Annotated in this window: 19 protein-coding genes; all 19 read left to right on the forward strand. The window is 45.5% G+C overall.

What is annotated here, in order from left to right; genetic code table 11:
- Window positions 1-12: 12 nt before the first annotated feature.
- The 19 genes from neuC to AC1WNR_RS03540 all read left to right on the forward strand — a co-directional run bounded on the left by neuC (window position 13) and on the right by AC1WNR_RS03540 (window position 20,408).
- Window positions 13-1,179 (forward strand): UDP-N-acetylglucosamine 2-epimerase, encoded by a 1,167-nt coding sequence (gene neuC / locus AC1WNR_RS03450; RefSeq protein WP_481643146.1) that lies wholly within the window; start codon window positions 13-15, stop codon window positions 1,177-1,179.
- Window positions 1,176-2,072, forward strand: coding sequence for a methionyl-tRNA formyltransferase (locus AC1WNR_RS03455; protein ID WP_481643147.1), 897 nt, complete (start codon window positions 1,176-1,178; stop codon window positions 2,070-2,072). The genes neuC and AC1WNR_RS03455 overlap by 4 nt, the downstream gene beginning before the upstream one ends.
- The gene (locus tag AC1WNR_RS03460; RefSeq protein WP_481643148.1) at window positions 2,069-2,752 is read left to right on the forward strand and encodes a PIG-L deacetylase family protein; all 684 of its coding nucleotides are present in this window, start codon (window positions 2,069-2,071) and stop codon (window positions 2,750-2,752) included. The genes AC1WNR_RS03455 and AC1WNR_RS03460 overlap by 4 nt, the downstream gene beginning before the upstream one ends.
- A complete protein-coding gene (gene neuB / locus AC1WNR_RS03465; RefSeq protein ID WP_481643149.1) occupies window positions 2,749-3,825 on the forward strand; it encodes an N-acetylneuraminate synthase in 1,077 nt (358 codons plus the stop codon). Before AC1WNR_RS03460 ends, neuB begins: the two co-directional genes overlap by 4 nt.
- On the forward strand, window positions 3,818-4,477 hold the full coding sequence (locus AC1WNR_RS03470) for an acetyltransferase (protein ID WP_481643150.1): 660 nt from the start codon (window positions 3,818-3,820) through the stop codon (window positions 4,475-4,477). The genes neuB and AC1WNR_RS03470 overlap by 8 nt, the downstream gene beginning before the upstream one ends.
- The gene (locus AC1WNR_RS03475; RefSeq protein ID WP_481643151.1) at window positions 4,474-5,523 is read left to right on the forward strand and encodes a nucleotidyltransferase family protein; all 1,050 of its coding nucleotides are present in this window, start codon (window positions 4,474-4,476) and stop codon (window positions 5,521-5,523) included. Before AC1WNR_RS03470 ends, AC1WNR_RS03475 begins: the two co-directional genes overlap by 4 nt.
- A 3-nt stretch (window positions 5,524-5,526) precedes the next feature.
- Window positions 5,527-6,213, forward strand: a complete 687-nt coding sequence (locus tag AC1WNR_RS03480) for an acylneuraminate cytidylyltransferase family protein (RefSeq protein WP_481643152.1) — start codon at window positions 5,527-5,529, stop codon at window positions 6,211-6,213.
- A 195-nt stretch (window positions 6,214-6,408) separates the two neighbouring features.
- The gene (locus AC1WNR_RS03485) at window positions 6,409-7,635 is read left to right on the forward strand and encodes a lipopolysaccharide biosynthesis protein (protein ID WP_481643153.1); all 1,227 of its coding nucleotides are present in this window, start codon (window positions 6,409-6,411) and stop codon (window positions 7,633-7,635) included.
- A 20-nt stretch (window positions 7,636-7,655) separates the two neighbouring features.
- Window positions 7,656-8,510, forward strand: coding sequence for a glycosyltransferase family 2 protein (locus AC1WNR_RS03490; protein ID WP_481643154.1), 855 nt, complete (start codon window positions 7,656-7,658; stop codon window positions 8,508-8,510).
- Window positions 8,507-9,487 (forward strand): hypothetical protein, encoded by a 981-nt coding sequence (locus tag AC1WNR_RS03495; RefSeq protein ID WP_481643155.1) that lies wholly within the window; start codon window positions 8,507-8,509, stop codon window positions 9,485-9,487. The genes AC1WNR_RS03490 and AC1WNR_RS03495 overlap by 4 nt, the downstream gene beginning before the upstream one ends.
- A gap of 8 nt (window positions 9,488-9,495) precedes the next feature.
- A complete protein-coding gene (locus tag AC1WNR_RS03500; RefSeq protein ID WP_481643156.1) occupies window positions 9,496-10,140 on the forward strand; it encodes a CatB-related O-acetyltransferase in 645 nt (214 codons plus the stop codon).
- Between the two features lie 11 nt (window positions 10,141-10,151).
- Window positions 10,152-11,351, forward strand: coding sequence for a hypothetical protein (locus tag AC1WNR_RS03505; protein ID WP_481643157.1), 1,200 nt, complete (start codon window positions 10,152-10,154; stop codon window positions 11,349-11,351).
- A gap of 86 nt (window positions 11,352-11,437) precedes the next feature.
- Window positions 11,438-12,694: a glycosyltransferase family 4 protein gene (locus tag AC1WNR_RS03510; protein WP_481643158.1), complete on the forward strand. Its 1,257-nt coding sequence runs from the start codon at window positions 11,438-11,440 to the stop codon at window positions 12,692-12,694.
- The gene (locus AC1WNR_RS03515) at window positions 12,687-13,286 is read left to right on the forward strand and encodes a sugar transferase (protein WP_481645356.1); all 600 of its coding nucleotides are present in this window, start codon (window positions 12,687-12,689) and stop codon (window positions 13,284-13,286) included. Before AC1WNR_RS03510 ends, AC1WNR_RS03515 begins: the two co-directional genes overlap by 8 nt.
- Window positions 13,279-13,902 (forward strand): acetyltransferase, encoded by a 624-nt coding sequence (locus AC1WNR_RS03520; RefSeq protein WP_481643159.1) that lies wholly within the window; start codon window positions 13,279-13,281, stop codon window positions 13,900-13,902. Before AC1WNR_RS03515 ends, AC1WNR_RS03520 begins: the two co-directional genes overlap by 8 nt.
- 21 nt (window positions 13,903-13,923) lie before the next feature.
- A complete protein-coding gene (locus AC1WNR_RS03525) occupies window positions 13,924-15,099 on the forward strand; it encodes a DegT/DnrJ/EryC1/StrS family aminotransferase (RefSeq protein WP_481643160.1) in 1,176 nt (391 codons plus the stop codon).
- A 146-nt stretch (window positions 15,100-15,245) separates the two neighbouring features.
- The gene (locus AC1WNR_RS03530) at window positions 15,246-17,198 is read left to right on the forward strand and encodes a polysaccharide biosynthesis protein (protein WP_481643161.1); all 1,953 of its coding nucleotides are present in this window, start codon (window positions 15,246-15,248) and stop codon (window positions 17,196-17,198) included.
- Window positions 17,199-17,231: 33 nt separating this feature from the next.
- Window positions 17,232-18,533: a Wzz/FepE/Etk N-terminal domain-containing protein gene (locus AC1WNR_RS03535; RefSeq protein ID WP_481643162.1), complete on the forward strand. Its 1,302-nt coding sequence runs from the start codon at window positions 17,232-17,234 to the stop codon at window positions 18,531-18,533.
- A 96-nt stretch (window positions 18,534-18,629) separates the two neighbouring features.
- Window positions 18,630-20,408, forward strand: a complete 1,779-nt coding sequence (locus AC1WNR_RS03540; RefSeq protein WP_481643163.1) for a PglL family O-oligosaccharyltransferase — start codon at window positions 18,630-18,632, stop codon at window positions 20,406-20,408.
- Window positions 20,409-20,411: the final 3 nt, after the last annotated feature.

The following is a 20,411-nucleotide window of genomic DNA, read 5'->3' on the forward strand; positions in this document are numbered from 1 at the left end:
GAGTTTATAGTTTTGAAACGTATAGCAGTGTTCACCGGGACTCGATCCGAGTACGGCCTTCTTTATTGGATTATAAAACGAATTCATGAGTCAGATACCTCCGAACTGCAGTTGTTGGTTGGCGGCATGCACCTCTCACCTGAATTTGGAATGACTGTAAATCAGATTGAGAATGACGGTTTTCCAATTACCGATAGACTCGAGTTTTTACTATCCTCTGATTCGGCTGTAGGGATTGCTAAATCAATGGGCTTAGCGCTGATAGCCGCAGCAGAGTCATTTAGCAGAAATAAGCCTGATCTAGTTGTGCTACTAGGAGACCGTTTTGAGTCGATGGCTGTGGCACAAGCGGCTATAGTCGCTCGAATACCGATTGCACACATACACGGAGGAGAGGCGACCGAGGGATTGATTGATGAAGCTGTACGACACAGCATTACGAAGATGGCGCACTTACATTTCACTGCGACAGAGACCTACCGTGATAGAGTAATCCAACTCGGTGAGAGGCCGGAGCACGTTTTTAATTTTGGTGCCCCCGGGATCGACAGCATTAAAAGACTAAACTTGTTGCCGCGAACTGCGCTTTCAGAGGCGGTAGATTTTAATATCAATGGGAATTATTTTTTAGTTACATATCATCCAGTTACTCTTGAGCCGGATGGCGCAGTTAATTCCCTAAAGAGTTTGTTACAGGCACTTGATAAATTTCCTAAACATCAAATTATCATTACGTATCCAAATGCCGACACACATGGGCGTAGGTTGCTCGAAGTTCTTGATGATTACCAGGTCAAAAACTTAAGCAGAGTTAAATTAGTAAGCTCACTAGGACAACTGCGTTATCTAAGTTTAATGAAATATTGCGATGCTGTTATCGGAAACTCATCAAGTGGGTTGATCGAAGCTCCTTCATTTAATGTGCCTACGGTAAATATTGGAAATAGACAGCAAGGTCGAGTATTTGGTGACACTGTGATCAATACAGATGACCGGTATGAATCTATATACTCTGCAATTTCTATAGCTTTAAATCCTGATTTTAGAGATAAATGTGCTGGTTCCCTAAATCCCTATGGTTTAGGTATGGCATCAGATAGGATTGTAGATGTCATCGAAAGTTCCGAATTAAATAATCTGATTTTTAAGCCCTTCCACGACCTCAAGGTGCCGCAATGAGAGTCGGTTTCATAGGTTGTGTTGAGTCCAGCGCAAAATTCCTCGAAGTTCTGTGTGCCATAGAAAGAGATGACATCGAAGTAGTGGGCGTTGTTACGCTCTCGGCGTCAGCGGTTAATTCGGACCACTGTGACTTAGCTCCGGTTTGTTCGCGTTATGATATTCCTTACTTTTATCATGAGCGAAGTAACGCAGCAGGAAGTAGAGAGTTTCTCAAAGGGCTAACTCCAGACGTGATCTATTGCTTCGGCTGGAGCTACCTGCTTGACGAGAGTCTCCTCTCGCTTGCACCTTTGGGAGTAATCGGATTTCATCCCGCGAAACTACCCCAGAACCGAGGACGTCATCCAATAATTTGGGCGCTTGTGCTTGGTCTAGAAGAAACCGCCTCAACCTTTTTCAAAATGGATTTAGGTGCCGATAGCGGACCGATACTTAGTCAGAAATTAATTAAGATAGAGTCCTGCGATAATGCTACATCACTCTACGAGAATATTTTGGCTATTGCTAAGCGGCAAGTTCATCAGTTGACGATTGATCTAGCAGATGGAGTAGCAATCTTTCAAGAACAGGATCATAACAGCGCCACTTATTGGCGTAAGCGTTCTAGAAAAGATGGGATTATAGATTGGCGTATGCATGCTAGCACCGTCCACAATCTCGTTAGGGCATTAAGCAGACCATATCCGGGGGCTGAATTTATTTTCGAAGGCCAACACATTCAAGTTTGGGATTCGGAGATCGCTGAAATAGCATATCCGAAGAATATAGAGCCGGGAACAGTGCTAGAAGTTAACTCAAATAGTTTTGTCGTAAAGTGTGCTGATAATACGGCGATAAAAATTAAAGAAATATCCCCTCAAATAGAACTCGAAAAGGGTAGATATCTGTGAAAGAAAAGGACTCCAAGTCTGTTTTAGTTATCGCACCGCACCCAGATGATGAATCGTTGGGATGCGGCGGCACCCTGTTGCGGCATAAGTGTGATGGTGACGAAATACATTGGCTGATAATTACAGGAATGTCGTCGGGGCAAGGCTTTTCTTCAGAGAAGATTTCTGACCGACAAGCCGAAATCGCTGAGGTCGATAAGTCGTACGGTTTTAAATCAACATTTGAGCTAGGGTTTCCGCCAGCGCAGCTTGATACATTGCCGATGGGAGAAGTTATCTCCGCGATATCAAAGGTGGTAACTGATATTCGACCGGATACGGTGTACACCGCTTATCGAAATGACGCTCACACCGATCATCAGGTAGTTTTCGATGCAGTGATGGCTGCCACGAAAAGTTTTCGATATCCATTTGTCAAAGAAGTACTAGCGTACGAGACGATTTCTGAAACTGATTTCGGTTATAAGCCAGAGGACGGCGGATTTAAGCCAAATGTCTTTGTAGATATCGTCGAACATTTATCGAAGAAGCTGGAAATACTGGATATTTTTAAATCTGAAATGGGCGAGTTTCCTTTTCCACGTAGCCGAGAAGCTATATCTGCTTTGGCAAAAGTTCGAGGTGTCCAGTGCGGAGCGCTCGCTGCTGAAGCTTTTATGTTAATCAAGGGTATAAGATGAGAACGTTGATTATTGCTGAAGCGGGTGTGAACCATAACGGCAGTGAAGAGTTGGCATTTAAATTAGTCGATGCTGCGGCTGAAGCCGGTGCCGATGTTGTGAAGTTCCAAACTTTTAAAGCGCAGAGTTTGGTTACCGCCAGCGCAGAACAGGCAAAGTACCAAACCGCGAATATAGGTAAAAAAGAGTCTCAGCTAGAGATGCTTAGTAGACTTGAATTGTCATATGAAGCACATCATCGCTTGCTAAGTTACTGTGCGGAAAAACGAATAGAGTTTCTGTCTACAGCCTTTGATTCTGAAAGCCTAGATTTTCTAGTTAATGACCTAAAGTTAAAAACACTAAAGATCCCCTCCGGAGAAATCACGAACGCGCCGTTTATATTGGATCATGCTCGTACCGGCTGTGATTTGATAGTTTCTACTGGAATGTGTGATCTGGCCGATATCGAAGCGGCGCTCGGCGTTATTGCCTTCGGCTACACCACCGACGAAACAGCCGAGCCATCGATTCACGCTTTCAAACAGGCGTACTCGTCAGCTGCAGGGCAGGATGTACTCAAGCGAAGGGTAACTTTACTTCACTGCACGTCTGAATATCCTGCGCCCTTGAACGAAGTTAATCTGCGGGTTATGGATACACTAACGCAGGCTTTTGGTTTGGCAGTAGGTTATTCCGATCATACAGCCGGCATCGCAATACCCGTTGCCGCTGTAGCCCGCGGTGCAACGCTCATAGAGAAGCACTTTACGTTGGATCGCGAGATGGAGGGGCCTGACCACAAAGCATCACTAGAACCTGAGGAACTGAGTTCTATGGTAGCTGCTATTAGGGCTGTAGAGATCGCACTAGGGGCAGCTATCAAATCTCCCACTGATTCTGAATCAAAGAACAGGGCTGTAATTAGGAAAAGCTTAGTGGCGGCGCAGGATATCTCACAAGGCGAGGTATACTCCGAAGCCAATATGGGTATTAAACGACCAGGAACTGGCATTTCACCGTTTATGTACTGGAGCCTCTTAGGGAGAAAGGCTGTGCGCGATCTGAGTAGCGGTGATCTAATCGATGGTTAGTTCAGATAAACCACCTGTTGTTATTCTAGGTGGGGGCGGGCATGCGAGCGTTCTGGCTGAAATTTGCATCGAGCAAGGTCGGGAAATACTTGCTATCGCATCTCCCGAGTCCATTCTGACACGCCAGATTTTTCAGGGCCTCACGCACCTTTCCAGTGATGAAGAAGTCTTGGAGTTTTCAGCGGAGCACGTTGAATTAGTTATCGGTGTTGGTGGATTGCCCGGCAGTGAAGTACGTAAGCAGTTGGCATCTAAGTTTTCCGAATTGGGTTATCGTTTTGCAACAATTGTATCCACCTCTGCAGTCGTATCGCGAACAGCGATATTGAGTCAAGGAGTGCAGGTGCTACCGCGTGCAATAATAAATACAGGTGCATCGGTCGGTATGCACTCAATAATAAATTCAAGTGCTGTAGTTGAGCACGATTGTCTATTGGAAAGCTTTGTTCATATAGCTCCAAATGCCACTATTTGTGGGAGTGCAGTCATTGGAAAGGGGGCTGTGATTGGCCCTAATTCCGTAGTAGCCCAAGGGCTGAATATTGGACCCCATTCAATTGTTGGTGCCGGTGCGAGCGTCGTCCGATCTATAGGGAGTTATTCCAAGGTTCTGCCGGCTCGAACATCCACAACAATTTGGACAACAGCATGAAAAATTGGCGAGATACAGTAGTACAATCCGACGCAAATATCAGGGATGCCCTAAGAGCATTGAGTAAAGGTGCGCAAAAAATTGCTTTAGTGTGTGATGAGTCGGAGCGTCTGGTTGCTGTAATAAGCGATGGCGATATACGGCGTGGTCTGCTTTCTGAACTCCACATGGATGATCCGGTGTCATTGGTTGCGAATACTACTCCACGGGTGGCTAAACAGGGTATTACACATAAAAAAATTAAAGAAATCTTGGTGGAAGAAAATCTTAACGCACTACCAATTCTAGATGAAGAAAATCGGGTGATTGAGCTTCATACGCTAGCTAGTATTGACGAACGACAAGAACTCGAAAATCCTGTCTTTATCATGGCTGGAGGCTTTGGTACTCGATTGCGGCCGCTAACAGACAACTGCCCCAAACCTATGCTGCCTATCGGCGATAAGCCAATACTTCAGCACACAATAGAGCGTTTAAGGAAGCAGGGCTTCCGCAAGTTTTTTATCTCGACCCATTATCTTCCAGAGCTGATTAAGCGGCACTTTGGAGATGGCAGTGCATTCGGTGTAAGCATATCTTACGTTCACGAAGAGGTGCCGCTCGGAACAGGTGGCGCATTGGGGTTGCTACCAGCCGACTTCTCTGAAAAACCATTAATACTTCTAAATGGCGATATTCTGACTGATTTGGATTTTGGGGACATCCTCGAATCACATAATAGTAAAGGCGCCGATGCAACTATGTGTCTTCGAGAGCAAGAGACATCTCTCGCCTATGGCGTCGTGGAAGTCGCAGAAGAAAATGTCACTGGAATGGTAGAGAAACCAACTTATCGTCATCTGATAAATACAGGTATGTATGTGCTTTCAAATTCATGTGTCAAATCAGTAGAAAGGGGCGCTCGCATTGACCTACCTTCATTGTTAGAACAAAGGATCAAAGAGGGCCAAAATGTAAACGCCTTCACGTTCTATGGTAAATGGATCGATATTGGCCAAATGAACGACTACCTCCGCGCTCAGTCAACTTTTAAACAAATGGGCTGAAAGATGAATATAGCGATAATACCAGCAAGAGCGGGATCAAAAAGGTTGCCTGGGAAAAATATCAAAAATTTTAATCAAAAACCGCTCATAGATTGGACAATTCTTGCTGCTCTTGAATCCGGTGTGTTCGATAAGATAATTGTTAGTAGCGACAGTGAAGATATTTTGAAGCGAGCTAACGCATATGGGCTGACGGATCAATATTTAAGGCCAGGTAACCTCTCGACAGATGATGCAACAACGATAGATGTATTACTGTACGAAGCCGCAAGAGTGCAGTCTGAATATCGCAGTTTGATAAATACAGTTACTTGCTTACAACCGACCTCGCCACTCAGGACACAAGAAGATATCCGTAGTGCTTTTGATATTTTTCGAAGTCACGGTCACGATTCGATCGTCAGTGTATCAGAACCTTGGAACCCTCCAGAATTCGTAATGCGAGTGACTTCCTCTGGTACGATAAATTTAAGTCAAATTGACGATTTGAAGCGATCTCAAGATCTAGCACAAGGTTTTGCTCTGAATGGAGCAATTTATCTTTCAAAATATGAAACTCTAGTAGGTAAAAGAGGTTTTTACACGAATAATACTGGGGTGTATTTAATGCCTCGAGAGAGGTCATTCGATATTGATGACGAGGTCGATTTTAAGATTGCCGAATTGGTGTCGAAGTACATGTTGATGTGAAGTAAAAAATCTAATGACACAGCCAGTGTCTAGGTTTTATATAACAGCTATGTTTAAGGGTTAGTGCTCTATTGGCTGGTTTTAATGCAGATAGTGCAATGGGATCGGATGGTTAAGTTAATACTAAGATATTTTATATGGCTATGCTTATCGACAGGGTTTAATTATTAGCGATGAGAATTGATCGTCATTAGAATGAAAATAAAACAAAAACTTAGTGGTAAATTAAAATACCATGCCGCGAGCGCGATAGTTCTTTTTTTATCGCAGTTTATCTCCGCGATTGTTTTAGCAAAAATGTTGTCGCCAAGCGAATTTTCTGTGTTAGGAGAATTTCTAATCTACACAGCAATTGCGCTTCCGGTTATATCCTTTATGTCACAAGGATACTACGGGAAAATGATATCACAGAATATAGATCACGCTGATGTGAAGTCTGCAAATAATACCTTGTCCTTCTCTATTTTTCTACTGTTTGCGGTTTTTGGGTATTTTTATGGACTAGGTTTTTCTTTTCTAATGGCAGTATTCGTGTCTTTTGTGCGCTATTTTATTACTGTCAAACGAATGGTTAGCTTGATTTCGGAAAGCCACAAGGATTTTGCAGTTATGACTGCTATCCCAAGCTTATTATCTCTAGCGATTACACTTTTAATCTTTACCGTAATAGAAACAACTATCGAAAATCGCTTGATTGCAATATTTGCTGGTGAACTGATTGTGTTTGCTAGTTTCGCACGCAAAGAGCGCTTTAGAGTAGATTTCCAAAAAGGAAAGGAATTGTTGGTCTATGGGCTTCCACTTGTGTTATCAACAATTCCGATGTGGTTCGTTGTGCAGGCAGATAAAATATCTGCCCAATATTTTTTCGATAGAAAAGTTCTCTACATAATAACTGCTGCAGGAGTGATTTCTGGCGCTCTGGTCCAATTTAACCAGTTTTTTATTAGCTATAATTCTCCGAGAGTTTACAGTAGTTACGCAAAAGGAGAGTACACAGTAAGTCGATTGATTTTAGATACTTTACTTCTTTTTATATTTACCTTAATTATAGTGCTAACTATGTATGGTTTAATTAACGTGTTTCCAGAATATTTTCTTTCAAAAGAACTTGAGGAGTTAATTCCGACAATCTCAATTTTCTTCATACCTGTCGTGATTTTGAATAGCTATCGGTTCTCAGCTATATGCGTCGAAGCTAGCGGTCGCACAAAATATAAGTTGATATCAAGTATTTTAGCTACATTAATAAGTTTGTTGGTGGTTATTATTTTTTATTCTATAGGATATAGTGAGCCAGTTCTGTCCCCGTTTTGGGTCTCTCTGACTGCTTCTATCACTTTTTCAGTTTCAATGGTTTTTTTTGCGACGCGATTGATTACATTAAAGAATAATCAATCTAAAAAAAGTGGGACTCTGTAATTTTATATTGTGAATTTAAAATGACTAAATTAGATGCAGCCGCCCGACTCTTTGTGATAATACCAGTTTATGGTCGGCTAGAGTATACTAAGCGCTTTCTGAATTCAGCTATGGATGCATTCCCAAAAAGGTTCGAGGTTGTTTATATTATAGTAGATGACGGGCCAGGGAAGGAGCACGAAAGCCTTCGATCAACTAATATTGCCATAGTTGGAGGAACAGGGCACTTGTATTGGGGAGGGGGGATTAATCGTGGTGTTGAATACTTAGATCGTAATTACCGACCAATAGAGTCGGATTTAGTAGTATTCGCTAATAATGATGTAGCTTTAAAAAAAGACCTTGTTGCAGATTTGCTTACAGCAGTTGCCGGCAAAGAGCGGTGGATAGTACACCCAATGTTGAAAGATCAGGACGACAATTATCTTAGTCCTGGGAGTCAATTGAAACATTGGTTCCCATTCGTAACTAGAAGAATCCTCTCGGTTGGCGACGGTCTAGTGAGAGCTGACTTTCTAAGTGCTCGATTTATGTTTATGAAGAGAAATACCTTGCGAGAGTTAAATGGTATCTCACCTAAGTTACCACATTATGGTGGTGATAATGAGTTTTCCTACCGGGCCAAAAAAATGGGGATTGGTGTGTTCATTGATACTGACCATGTTATATCGGTAGATGAGCGAGCTACTGGACTTAAGGTTAGCTCTGTTAAAAGCTTTAGCAATTTCGTCCGATCGTTCTTTTCAATTAAATCACCCCATTGTATTAAGTATCGTTATTTTTTTTGCAGATCTTTCTTTGGGCCGGTGGTCTCTTTTTTAATTACCGCCGGGATGTTTTTTAAGAGTATAATTCAGTTTGCACTGGCGCGATGAAAAGCATTATTAGTGTTTCTGCGTGGCGTGATATATCTTACGCTATCCAGCTGTACGAAGATAAATGCGTCGGTGATGAGTTGATTATCTTGACTCAGAGTCGCAGTATTTATGACTATATAAAATCGCTTGAACTTGGTAATACCAGTATTTTATTGTTTGAAGTCGTCCAGCAACCATTGTTTTTTCGCCTTTTTTTTGACTACTTTCGCCTTAGGTTTTTTCTGGGTAGAATTCCGAGAGATGTTCATGGTATTTATTTCTTTACGAATTATTTTGATTACGTTTCGTTTTTTCTTTTATCAAAATTTCCAGATAGCGTGGAGAAGAAATTTATTGATCACTATAATATTAAGCGTGAAAAGACTGTAAGGTTGCCTGCGGTTCTGAAGGCTAAACTGGCAGTCTACCGCATTTTAGGTAATTCGACACTAGGTTTGTCTCAAGATGGCTTTATTCCCATCTTTGATTTACCTGCATCTGTCGAAGTATTAAAGCCTTCCCCGGTTCCTGAATCAACACTTTTAAAGTATCAGCAATCTCCAGAGACTGAATCGCGAGTCTTGTTAGTCGCAGGGGGGGATGAAGCTGACGATACAGTGCTTAATGAGTTCCTCCATCAGTTACAAGATCGGGAATTCAGGGTTGACCTAAAACCACATCCGCGTCGCTCATCATTAGCATTCAGTACTACCGGTGGCTCGAAGGTACATATTCTCAACGCGGTTATTCCATTTGAGCTAATGATGACTAAACAATACGACGTTGTGCTCGGTTGCCGTAGCGCCAGTTTAGCTTCGTCGACTGATGGGCAGCGATCGGTTTCCCTTCTTTATCTTATGAGCACGTTAACAGAGGAGGAAAAGTGTCGCTACCGAGATTATCTCTGTTCGTTGAACGATTCTATCGTTTTTCCCCAGTGTTGGACTGATGTTTGGTGTATACTTTCCCATCCTTTTGGGATGAAATCCATATGAGTCCGTTTTTGTCTGATCTTTATCGTTGGAGTGCTTCCTGGTCGATTAAGGTGAGACTTCTATTTCGTCAAACCGTTCGGTACCACTTTTCGAGTGTCCTCCTACCGGGAAACATATTTCAGGGCGATAACCTAATCGGTCGAAATAGTGTTGTCGGACGTTCATACCTCGGTAAATACAGTTATGTAGGGTCTGATAGCCGAATTATCTCAACGAAAATTGGAAGGTATTGCTCGATTGGCGATAACGTCAGAACTTGCCTTGGTCGACATAAAGTCGATGCAGTTTCAACTCACCCATTGTTTTTTTCTAGAACTCCGCCAACAGGACGTCCTTTAGTTGGCGCACAAGGCTTTCAAGAGCACAAGTTTCTTGAGTCTGGTTATGTGGTTGAGATTGGCAATGATGTATGGATTGGTAGTCAAGTGTTGATTAGTGATGGAGTACGTATTGGTAACGGTGCAGTTATAGGAATGGGCAGTGTTGTGACATCTGATGTTGAGGATTTTGATATAGTTGCAGGGGTTCCAGCTAGGTCGATTAGGAAACGCTTTGACGAAGACAAAATATCCGCGTTAGTCAACTCCAGTTGGTGGGACGGAGATATAGACTCTGTTGACGTAGAAAGTTTAGTAGCGTTGCTTAAAAGATGAGTAGATAGCCGATGGGATTGTTTCGTAAAGTTTATGTGCCCTCTGGGCTTTGTTTTCCCAATTATCTATTCTTTTCGCTGATTGTTGTTACGTTCATTTATCGATCGCATTGGGGTGGAGGTGCGGAGTTTTTCCTCTTTACGGTGCCATTTTATACACTGTCTGTAACAATTTTCTTATTGTTTTTTTTCAAAGACAGTAAGGGAGTGGTTTTGGTTGCTCCTCTTTTAATTCTTTTTATTATCGTTTTCATCTGCCTTTTTCATGCTTTGCTGATTGGTCTAAGTGTTCCCGGTTTTAATTTGGCCAAAATGGTTAGGGCTCTGCTACTTATTTTGAGTTTTATTTTAGTGGGCTATTATTTTTCTTTATGTGATCAGGTTCAGTTAGGCAATAAATTTATAAATGCATTTTTTATCATATTTTCGATAGGACTTATTTTATTCGTTGTTGATAAAAGTATGGTCTCGATATTCGATTATGGTGTTTGGCGTTTTAAAATGTTCATGGGCGAGCCCTCAGCCGTAGCCGCACCAGTAGTCGCTTTGATTATGGTTTCTTTGATGAAGCGAAGGGTGCTGATGCTTGCTGTCGGCCTGGCTGCTCTTTTTTTATCACACTCCATGATCGCGCTACTCGTTCTCTTGCTTTCAGGATGTGCCATTTTCATGTCATCTAAAAAGCGCTTCTTTGTGGTTTATGTCATATTGGGGATTGCTGTGACTTACCTGCTTTTGAATTTCTTTCCCGAGTTGTCTTTAAGAGTGGATGCTTTGTTTGATGCGATTTTTAAATCTCATTCGATTTACGAAATTCTTACCAACTCAAATATTAGATCTAGAAATCTTGCAGACACCTATTTAGAAATTATTAGACGCGGTGATTATTTTGGGTACGGTTTAAATCAATATGGCACGTTAGCAAACGATCCTGAATTTAAACCATTTTCGCTTGGCCATTGGTTACTCCTAGGATTCGGTATCGTTGGTGGTGTAGTATTTATGATTTGTACATTATGGATATTGAAGGTACTTACAGTCCAAAGGATTTATTGGCTTCTCCCTTTCGTGATAGCAGCAGCAGTCAATAGTTCACAGGGTCTCATTCTGCAGGGTTATTGGTTCATAGGCTTAGGTTACGCTTTAAGTTCTTGTACTCAAAAGTACACTACGGAGTATCATCGGGCAGATGCGTTTGGATTGAAGAGTTGATTGTTATTGTCTTGGACTTCACTCACTCGTATTACCGGTTTGAGTTATGCTATCAATCGAATGTTTAAAGTTGCTTTGGTTAGGGAATGAAAATAACATATTTACATCAATACTTTAACACTCCGTCCATGACTGGTAGTACACGGTCATATGAATTCGCTAAGCGGATGGTTGCTGCAGGCCATGAGGTAAATATGGTTACCAGCTTTCGAGGATCGGAAAGTCGGACGCGCTCTTGGTTTACGACTTGTGAGGATGGCATCAATATTCACTGGTATCCCGTACCTTATTCGAATCAAATGAGTTATGTGAATCGGCTCGTTGCTTTTATATCGTTCGCGAAAGCGGCAGCTAAGAAGTTAAGGGAATTGGAAGCTGATGTTATTTTCGCAACGAGTACTCCACTTACAATCGCTCTGCCTGCGGTGTTTGCGTCTCGCAAGAAAAAGATTCCATTGGTATTTGAGGTTCGGGATCTGTGGCCAGAGATGCCAATAGCAATGGGCGCTTTAGATAATATGGTTCTCAGGGCCGCAGCCTACAAGCTCGAGAATTGGGCTTACAGAAACTCGTCTGCCGTCGTTGCTTTGTCTCCAGGGATGAAGAACGGTGTCGCCTCAACTGGGTACTCTGATCGCCGAATAGCAGTAATTCCCAATTGTTGCGATAATGTCGAATTTACTCGTGATCTTGCCGCTGCTCGTAAATTTCGAGACCAGCGGCCTTGGCTAGGTGATAGCCCACTTTTTGTTTATACGGGGACATTTGGGAAAGTTAATGGTGTTGGATACACGGTAGAATTGGCAAAGGCACTACGGGAGCTTTCTTCCAACGTTCGCATTCTTCTGGTCGGAGATGGCTCCGAACGAGCGAACCTAAAGGTTGCGGCTCAGCGGGCTGGTGTGTACCAGTATAATTTATTTATTGAGGACCCTCTTCCGAAAATGGATACACCTGCATTGCTGAGCGCTTCGACTATTGCATCCAACCTCGTGATTGACTTGCCGGAAGCTAGAGCAAACTCGGCCAATAAGTTCTTCGATGCTTTAGCCGCAGGAAAGCCTATCTTCTTGAATCATGGAGGATGGATGCATGATCTTGTTGCTGTTTATGATTGTGGGCTACCAATGTGGGGGAAACCTATCAAAGAGGTAGCAGCTATTCTTGATAGCAAAATGAATGACGAGACTTGGCTGGCAAGTGCTGGCCTGTCAGCGCGCAAACTGGCTGAATCTACCTTTGATCGGGATCTATTAGCGCAGCAACTTATGGATGTGCTGCAGGCAGCTGTTGATGGAAGATCCTCTGAAGTGCAAGAGATTGCACCCGGCAAATATGTTTAAGCGCCTGTTTGATGTTACATTTTCGATACTGGGGTTGTTTCTACTTACACCCGTTCTTCTCTTAGTTGTTGGACTCCTTTATTGGAAAATCGGCTCTCCAGTTCTATTTCGTCAGACGCGACCCGGTATAGGTGGGAAGCCTTTTGAGATGATCAAATTTCGCACTATGCGGGACGCGGTTGACGATGCGGGTAATTTGCTTCCGGACTCTGAACGCATGACTCCTTTCGGTCATTTTCTCCGTTCTACTAGTTTGGATGAATTGCCGGAGCTTTGGAATGTTTTAAAGGGTGATATGAGCTTGGTTGGCCCGCGTCCCTTATTAATGGAGTACCTGCCACTGTACTCGGCAGAGCAGTACCGTCGCCATGACGTGCGACCTGGTGTTACGGGTTGGGCTCAGGTTAATGGTCGTAATGCGATCAGTTGGGACGATAAATTCAAACTCGATACATGGTATGTTGATAATCGCTCATTATGGTTAGATTTAAAGATCATTTACCTTACGATCAAGAAAGTTCTGGTGCGCGATGGTATCTCTGCAGAGGGCCAAGTAACGATGTACAAGTTTACGGGCTCTCCCCGTGACTAAGCGACTTGCGATACTAGGTGCGAGTGGTCACGGTAAAGTAGTAGCTGAAATCGCGCTCGAATGTGGATGGACTGAGATCGTTTTTTTTGACGATGCTTGGCCGAACCTATCTCTAAACGGCTGTTTCGATGTGGTCGGTAATACCGCAGCGCTCGTTGAGCAGATTCGCGACTTTGATGGGATTCATGTTGCAATAGGCAACAACCGTGTGAGGCTAGAAAAGTTTGAGTTTTTGCGCTCTCGTGGAGCTGTGTTGCCACCCTTGGTGCACCCTAGGTCTGTAATAAGTAAATCTTCATTCTTAGGCGATGGAACGGTTGTTATGGCTGGCTCCGTTGTTAATGCAGATACGACTATATCTAGTGCCTGTATTTTGAATACAGGAAGCACCGTTGATCACGACTGTAGTATTGGAGAGGGCGTTCACGTCTCTCCGGGCGTTAATGTTGCTGGTGGAGTGAAGATCGGTCGGCTGAGCTGGATCGGAATCGGCGCCGCTGTAATTCAAAGCGTCTCTATTGGTTTCGATGCCCTAGTCGGTGCTGGTGCTGTTGTATTGTCGGATGTTCCTGATGGGATACGCGTTGCTGGTGTTCCCGCAAAATCTATTTCCTAATTTTTCTAAGAGTTTCTAAAAATGTTAAACGGCCCGTTTTCTCCTTGGCCATCATTTTCTGATGAAGAGGCCTCAGCGGTACAGAATGTCTTACTGTCGAATAAAGTGAATTATTGGACGGGGCAAGAGTGCCGGGAATTTGAGCGGGAGTTTGCCCGTTTTTCTGAAACTGAATACGCCATTGCAGTGGCAAACGGAACGGTTGCCCTTGATCTCGCCTTCAATGCGCTAGAAGTCGGTAAAGGCGACGAGGTGATCGTTACGCCCCGTACTTTTCTTGCGTCGGTGTCCAGTATCGTCAACGCGGGTGCAATCCCAGTGTTTGCTGATGTAGATCCTGATACTCAAAATATTACAGCTGAGACAATTAAAGTCGTTCTCACACCTAAGACAAAGGCGATCGTCTGCGTTCACCTAGCCGGGTGGCCATGTGATATGGATCCGATTATGGCGCTAGCAGCTCAGCATAATCTCTATGTGATAGAAGATTGCGCTCAGGCTCACGGTGCGTCTTATAAAGGTCGGTCTGTTGGTTCGATTGGCCATGTAGGTGCTTGGTCATTTTGCCAGGATAAAATCATGACCGCAGGTGGTGAGGGCGGCATGGTTACCACTAATGATCGCGAGCTGTGGTCGAAAATGTGGTCATTCAAGGACCATGGCAAGAGTTGGGATGCAATTTACAATCGCGAGCACCCTCCCGGTTTTCGTTGGCTGCACGAGTCGTTCGGTACTAACTGGCGAATGATGGAGATGCAGGCGGCGATCGGGCGTATCCAACTTACGCGTATGCCTGAATGGTCTGAAACGCGTTTAAAATACGCTGAACAGATTTGGCAGGCGGCCCGCGAAACAAAGGTATTGAGAGCGCCACAATTAAGATGCGAGGGATGCGACAGTTGTGATGCGTCCGCTGGGTGTAGGCATGCAGCATATAAGTGCTACGTTTTTGTCGAGAACGGCAAGCGCGATCAGTATATGACTGAAATCAATGCGCGCGGTGTGCCGTGCTTTTCGGGCTCGTGCTCTGAAGTGTATTTGGAAAAAGCATTTGACGGTACAGGCTTTCGCCCGGAAAGCCGCTTACCAGTCGCAAAAGAGTTAGGGGAGACGAGTTTGATGTTTCTTTGCCATCCCACCTTGACTCAAGAAGAGATTGATTTGACGTGTCGGGTAATTAAGGAAGTTTGTGTTTGATACACCCCAGCCACCTCAAGTCTTAGCTCAAAAATATCGATGTACAAAGTGTCCCGTCTGAAATAAATCTATAAAACAATACATATTCCGAATCGAGATGTTCGGTTATACTTTAGGCTTGTTGGGTCTCTGGAAAACACGTTGCAATGGATCGCTTTAGCCCTTGGATAATTAAGTTTCTCTCCCTACCGCGCTCAGCTAAGCGGGCCGTTATGGTTTTTGCTGATGCAGGCGCCCTTGTTTTGGCGTTATGGTCTGCCTTTGCACTGCGTCTATCTGACTGGTGGCCGCACACATATCTAGCAGAGGCTTGGTCTCTTTTTGTTGTTGCTCCTGTCGTTGGCGTCCTGATTTTTGTGAAGCTGGGTATGTATCGCGCGGTTGTGCGGTACATGAACGTCAAGTTGCTGCAATCGGTCGCGCTGGGTGTTTTCCTTCTGGTTGCTGCGCTTTATTTAGCGGCAGTGACGTTTGATATTTGGCGTGTCCCTCGCTCCATCCCCCTGATTTTCGGGCTTTCAGCCTGGCTCTATCTTGGTGGTAGCCGAATAATTATTCGCAGTTATTATCACTGGTTGACAACTAGCGCTGGTAAAGCCAATGCGACGTTGATTTACGGCGCTGGTAGCGCGGGTGCCCAGTTAGCCTTGGCACTGCAGGCATCTGGTGAGGCACAGCCGATTGGCTTCATTGATGATGACCCCAAATTATGGCGCAGTAGTGTGTGTGGTTTGCCGGTGCATAGTCCACATGCGCTGGAAAAGCTGCTAGCGACGCAGCGGGTGAAAACAGTACTGTTGGCAATGCTGAATGTTACACCCCAACGCCGTCGCGCTATTTTGGACAGGCTCGCTCCACTGGGGCTCGAAGTTAAAACCATGCCAACGCTGCGCGAGCAGTTGGCGGGCAGCTCCCTCGAAAATGTTAGGCAAATTGAAGTTGAGGATTTGTTGGGGCGTGACAGCGTTGCACCGCGTCAGGAGTTGCTCTCGCGCTCCATTGCTGGGAAGTCTGTCTGTATTACGGGGGCTGGGGGCTCTATAGGTTCTGAGCTTGCCCGTCAGGCGCTCGCAAATGGCGCTGCAACATTGGTGTTGTTTGAGCAGTCTGAGTTTGCTCTGTACGCCATTGAGGGTGAATTGCGCAATCAGATTGAAATTCACCAATATACTTGCCAGCTCATACCTATCTTAGGATCAGTGCTTGATGAGAAGCGCCTCGAGCATGCTCTGCGTCATTACAAGGTATGTACTCTGTATCACGCCGCGGCATACAAACACGTACCGCTGGTAGAACATAACGTGCTTCAGGGGCTGCAAAATAACGCAATTGGAACTCACATTGCGGCTAAGACGGCGGTTCGGTGTGGGCTTGAGCGTTTTGTGCTGATCTCTACAGACAAAGCGGTGCGTCCCACCAATGTGATGGGGGCCAGTAAACGCTTGGCCGAAATGATTGTGCAGAACTTAGCCCTGCAAGCTGACATCCCCACAATTGTCTCCATGGTGCGCTTCGGTAATGTGTTGGGCTCCTCGGGTTCAGTAGTGCCGCTGTTTCGTAAGCAAATTGAAGCTGGCGGGCCGGTAACGGTTACTCATCCAGATATAAACCGGTTCTTTATGACTATCCCTGAAGCGGCCTCGCTGGTTATTCAGGCAGGTAGCATGGCCAAAGGTGGCGATGTGTTCGTCCTCGATATGGGAGAACCGGTCAAAATTGCTGATCTCGCCCGCCAGATGATTCAGCTTTCTGGTAAGAAGGTACTGGATGAGGCGCATCCAAACGGTGATATCGAGATTAAGTTCTCGGGATTACGTCCCGGGGAGAAGCTGTACGAAGAGCTGCTAATCGGTAATAACGCTACCGGTACGTCTCATCCAAAAATTATGACGGCGGATGAAGAGTGTGCCTCATCGGAAGCGCTTGGGGCCGCACTGCGTGACATAGAGCGTGCTATTGAAATAAACGATAGTGAGTTGGCGCGCGATACACTTCTGCGTATAGTCGGCGACTACAAGCCGTCTAGCGACAATGTTGATTTGCTAAGACCAGTCGGCTCTAGCCTGTCAAAAGGCGCTAACGTTCTGAAATTTAATTGATATACATACGATTCGAGTAAGGAAATCCCTCTGATGGTGGATGATGTGCGTCCTGCGTATGCGGATGATGAGATTGATTTAGTTGAGCTGCTGCAGACAATCTGGGATGGGAAGTGGACGGTTGTTGGTATTGCCGTTTTAGCTGCGGTGTTTGGTGGTTTATTCGCATTTTTACGCCCTGCGAGTTTCGTTGCGACTACTGAGATTAAGCCGATTACGTCGACTCAGGCACAGGCGTACCGAGCCAACAATGCGTTGGGGTTCTTCGAAATATCTCCGGCTCAACTGCGAGGACTATTTATTGAACAGCTCGAAGAACGCAGTCTTTTTGAAGCAGCCATTCGCAAGCATGAGCTTATAGTTCCCGCCGACTTTGAGAGTGAAGCCGATTACGAGGCGGCAATTGTCGCACTGGCAGCAGAGATTGCTATTCAACCGCCGGTTAATGTTGATGGCGAGGAGAAGGGCGAGATTCGTCGCAATTGGTCGGTTGTTTTCGAGGGAACAGACGCGGATAAATGGCTAGCTGTATTGACGGACGTAAAGCAGGGCTCAACTGAGGCAGTTCGCTCTGGGCTTGTCGATCGGTTTAATACATCTTTGGCTGTTTCGAAGCAGAGTAAAGCGTTTCAGCTTGAAGACATAGAAACGCGCATGGAGAATGCGAAGGCTGACTTCGACAAGCAGATGCGTGAATTTGAGTTGATACAAGGCTTCGAACTTGAGGATGTCCGAACTCAAATCGACAATACGTTAGCCGACTATGAACGCAAAACCAAAGATCGCTTGGCATTCTTACGTGAGCAAGCCGCTATCGCCCGCGAGCTTGGTGTCGCAAAAAACACGATCGAGGCTCAAACCTTCTCATCGTCAAGTGGCTTTGTCGCGAACGTCAAGACGGATACACCCTTTTATCTTCGGGGTTACGAAGCTATTGAGAAAGAGATCGAGCTGATCCTAGCTCGCGAGGAAAAAAGTTCGTTTGTTGAGGGACTGCTAGCACTCGAACAACAGCGCCGTCAGTTAGAGCAGGATCAAACGCTTCAGCGTGCTGATGCCAAGAAGGAGTTTTTAGCAGAGCTAAAGGCACTTGAAATTGAAGAACGCAGCATCCTTCAGGATGAGACTCTCAACCGTGCGGAGGGGCTTTTCAAGTCGACTCCTGCTAGCGACCCGAATCTGTTTTCAGCTGTTGAGATGGAAGTTTTTGCGACCGAGATTGAGTCCAAAAGTAAACGCTCTCTGATATTGGCCCTTAGCCTTGTATTGGGCGGTATGGTGGGTGTGATCTTCGTTCTTGTACGGTCTGCGATGCGCAAGCGCAAGTCAGTCTGAGTTAGACTGGGCGTTAAGTGTGACGGGACCTTCGGGTCCCGTTTTTCGTCTACACTTGTAAAAGGGACGAATCGCTATCTAGGGATCTGATTTTTAATGTCTTTCATCGAAACTCGCACTGACCTATCCAGTTCGCAGCGTATGCTTTACGCGCTGTTCACGCTCACTTTTCTAATTCTGCCGTTCTACTACCAAGATAACCTGGGTGGCGAGGGGATGAGTCTGCCGTTTAATGCGGTGATTTGGGTTGGTTTGGTTGCTCTGATCGGTACCGGCTTATTGGTTATGATCCATCAAGGCGTTTGGGTGAAAACACCCTATCTGGGCCTGCTTGGCCTATTCCCGCTTGGCATCGTGATTAGTGGATTTATTTCGGGCATGGAAAGGCCCGGTGAGTGGCTGGTTCGCTTGGGTGTCATTGTGGGTGGCATGCTCTTCTGGTTTGCTATTCTCCAGTTTCGCCTAAAGCGACGTGATATTGAGAACTTGCTCTACTTGCTATTAGCTTCAATGCTTCTGCATGCCATGGTCGGTTTGTTACAGATTGTGCCCGAGCCGTTGTTGAAAGGCTGGATTCCGGTAGCGCCGGGTAGCAAGTTCTTGGGAATGTTTCAGCAGCCTAACCTACAGGCGTCGCTGATGGCGACTGCTGCGGTGCTAGCGCTCTATCTTGCAGCAGTTCCAAGTTTTACAAAGCAGCGCTGGCCTATGAAGGCACTGGTCGTTCTGACGCTTGGGCTTGCCGTTTTAGAGGTGGTTGGGTCTGGCTCTCGCGCGGGTTTGCTTGGGTTGAGTCTGGCGCTGGTACTCATGTTAGGTTCGCGCTGGCGAGTATGGATTAAGCGTCCTGCCTGGAGCCTGTTGTTTCTAGCGATCATCGTTTTGGGTGGCTATGGTGGTATTCGTGTTAGCGATGGTGCGCTGCATGCCTATTCAAAAGTGGAGCAAATGGCAGAAGCTGGCGCTGATGTGCGGCCACATATTTACCGTATCTCCTTTGATGCTTTTATGGAATCACCTCTTACCGGTCACGGCATAGGTAGCTTCCAGAGCGTGTTTCAGAATCAGCGTATAGCTTATGAGGCACAGTTTGGTCCCACACCTGTCGCGCCCGCACCGCGTTTCTCGCACCCGCATAATGAGCTGTTATTTTGGATGGATGAGGGCGGTTTAATTGCTCTAGCGGCCATTTTCGCGGCATCGCTTGCTGTCTTGCTTCAGTTAGTCCGCTTGGGCTGGCAGCGTGGTGGGGCCGTTGCTGCGCTGTTAGTGCCAATTGCTTTGCATACCCAGGTGGAGCTACCGTTTTATATATCCACACTGCACTGGCTCGTTCTGCTTGTTCTGCTAGTGGTCTGTTTTTACCCCGGCGCTCAGCAGAAACCGGTCAAGCTTTCTGTGGGGGCTTCGAGCCTGATTAAAGGCTCGGTATTCGTTGTTGTGCCGCTTCTAAGCGTTTTTCTCTCACACAGCTTGCTGGCTCAAACTGGGATCATGCAGTATTTGAAGGGTAGGGGTGCGCAGCCGGCGCATCTGAATGTTGCGCTAAATAACCTCTATTTCCGCGAGACTGGCGAGTATTTCACGATGCGTGCGCTGATGTACTCGGATATCCAGCAAGGCAAGACGGATAATTTGGGGCTGTTTGTGGCGTGGGCTGAGCCGTTTCTTGAGCAGATTCCGGACATTCAGATATTTCAGGATCTTGCGATTGCCCATCAACAGCTGGGCAATTCGGAGTCGGCGCTTGCTGTAATAGAGCGCGCTCATGCGATTTACCCGGCGCAGCAGCAGGTTGCTGAGGTGCGTGAACGGTTGTTGCGAGGGGAACGGCTCATCAGCGGTGCTGACAGCAAAGCAGCTACCACAAACTAGCAA

It is taken from the genome of Marinobacterium marisflavi, from assembly GCF_982447095.1.